We start from the raw sequence: 2490 nt of genomic DNA, 5'->3' as shown, positions 1-2490 counted from the left end.
ACTTTTAATTTTTTTTTAATTCATTATTTTATTTTTTATTTCTTTTTCATTATTGTTTATTAATTATTTTCTTTTTTTACTAATTTTCTAAGGTTTTATTATGAGAACATCCAAATCTACTAAAAATGCTTATTTGGCTAAATTAACTGAAAAGATACAAATGAAATCAGTTAATGTAGGCAAGGATTTGGATGGCAGTTCACCTCCTTCAGTTTTTATAGGTCGTTGGAGCTATCCTAAGGTCTATGCAGGGCCTATGATGGTGGGACAAACTGGAGACACTGCAATAATGGACTCTCCAGAGTCTTGGATTGGTGAGAATAAAACCCAAGAGGACATTATAGCTTACAGGATGAATCTTGTTCGTGGAAAGCAATTAATCGACATCAAGGATTTGGAAAATCCCTTTGTTGAAAAGCTTCAGGACATTTCCCTTGCATCAAAATCTGTAGACAGCGAGGCAACCTTCGGGTCCCGTCCAAGAGGTGCAATGTTTAATGAGGAAAGCATGCCTCATGGACCAAGCGCTGTAATTGAAAGGTTTGACATTGATGCTGTTAAATGGGATAGGCAATTGGAAAAAAGTTTTTATGACACTGATTTAAAGGCTCAGGAAGCTGTAATGAACCTTCACAATAAGGATGTTCCATTTTCAGCCATGCAAAAGGCATTTTCTGTTGGAGCGTTTGGCCTTAAGCAAAACAGGAAATTAGTTCCAACAAGATGGTCAATTACAGCCTGTGACAGTACAATTGCAGATAATCTTCTAAAGGAGGTAAGGCATTATCCTATTTTGGATACATATAGGGTTTATGAGTTCTCAAGCCTAAAGAACTATTATGCAATTATTTTGACTCCGACGGAATGGCAATATGAATGGTTTGAAGCATTTATAAAGATTTTAGGAAAAGAGGAAATGATCTTTTCAGATTATGAGACTAATGCAGGCAAGAAGGAATACTCCTGTGTTGGAGGTTGCTATTACACAGCTAAGATGGCTGTATTGGATAAGTTGGCAGAGATTAAAAGACAGTCCGGAATCATTATTCTTAGGGAGGCATATTCAGGTTATGTTCCTTTAGGAGTTTTCAATGTTCGTGAAAATATTAAATATGCAATGAATGGAAACTATAAGGAATTTGAAACCTTGAAGGACGCTGTAGCTTATTGCGCTACCAAATTAAAGATTCCGATAAGTAAATATGTCAAGCAAAGTGACTTATTGAATGAATTGTTGCATTCTCAACAAACAACTTTGGATTCCTTCTTTAAGAAACCTCCTTCATTACAATAAACTTTTAATTTTTCTTTATTTTTAGAAATATAATTTATTAAAATAATTAATTTCATTGGTTTTTTTTTAAAAAATCATTTTTTGTGCAAATAACTTTTTAGGTAAAAACATGAATCTTAAATTTAAAAGGCCATCATATGAAACTCAATTGGCAATGTCCGATTTGGCTAAAAGCGATGATAATAATGATTTTCATCAATTGGCAGAGGATAAGTTATTGGATTTGAGCAATCATTCACATGCAAAATTGGTCAACAGTGGAAATTCAGCCATTATGGCTGTCATGAATTCAATTGATGGAGTTATTCTAATTCCGGATCAAGGGGCTTGGAATGGATTTAAGCAGATTGCCAAATTTTTAAATAAGGAATTGATTTCCGTTAAAACCAATAGGGGTCTAATTGACATTGATTATTTAAAAGAAGCTATTGATGATTTAATTGATTTGGATAATGAAAATGAAAAGTCCGCTCTCTTTTTAACCAGTTTTGCCGCTTATACTGCAGAACAGAATATTAGGGAAATCTCTGAATTTGCACATAAGAACAATTTGCTTCTTGTTGAAGATGCATCAGGAGCTATTGGGGATAATGAGAAAAGATTGGCAAATGGCAAATATTCAGACATCATAATCTCTTCAACAGGTTCTCCAAAAATCGTTAATGTAGGTGATGGCGGTTTCATAACAACTGATGATGATTCATTGTTTGAAAAGTCCCGGCTTTTATTTAAGACATTTAAGGCTTCAAGACTCACAGCTTGCGGTATTTCAAAAGAGCTTGATTTTGCAGAAAATACATTTAAAACCACTGTTGGAGCCTGCAATTATCTAAAGGATTCAATTGAGGAAAAAACAGATTTTGAAGTATTCCATAAGGACAAAAGAGGAATAAACGTAATTGTAAAGTCAGATGACAAGTCATTATCCTATAATTTAAGACAGGAATTTGTTTTGGACAGTCATGGAATGATTACCAAATGTCCTAATTACAATCGTTTAAAGGAAAAAGGTGTTGCTCTTGAAATCAAGAATCTAAGTTTGGAATGCTTAAATCAAGAAACCTTGGATAAAATTGTTGAAGTTTTAAGAAAATATCAATGAATTGTTTTTTTTTCACTATTTTTTAACTATTTTTTAACTATTTTTTCATTTAATTTATTTTTATTTATTTTTTTCAGATCAGAAGAGCGTCGTG

The 2490-nt window shown here is 32.9% G+C and carries 2 protein-coding genes; both read left to right on the top strand.

Annotated features, from left to right (window positions below; all coding sequences use genetic code 11):
- Nucleotides 1–100: 100 nt before the first annotated feature.
- Nucleotides 101–1294, top strand: a complete 1194-nt coding sequence (locus Q0138_RS05785; RefSeq protein ID WP_297981974.1) for an Nre family DNA repair protein — start codon at nt 101–103, stop codon at nt 1292–1294.
- 109 nt (nt 1295–1403) lie between these two features.
- Nucleotides 1404–2396, top strand: coding sequence for a DegT/DnrJ/EryC1/StrS family aminotransferase (locus tag Q0138_RS05780; RefSeq protein WP_297981972.1), 993 nt, complete (start codon nt 1404–1406; stop codon nt 2394–2396).
- Nucleotides 2397–2490 lie beyond the last annotated feature (94 nt).

This window comes from uncultured Methanobrevibacter sp., from assembly GCF_937906425.1.
Lineage (GTDB): Archaea > Methanobacteriota > Methanobacteria > Methanobacteriales > Methanobacteriaceae > Methanobrevibacter.
Note: the sequence above shows the minus strand (reverse complement) of the source record. Positions and strands in the feature narration are given on the sequence as shown.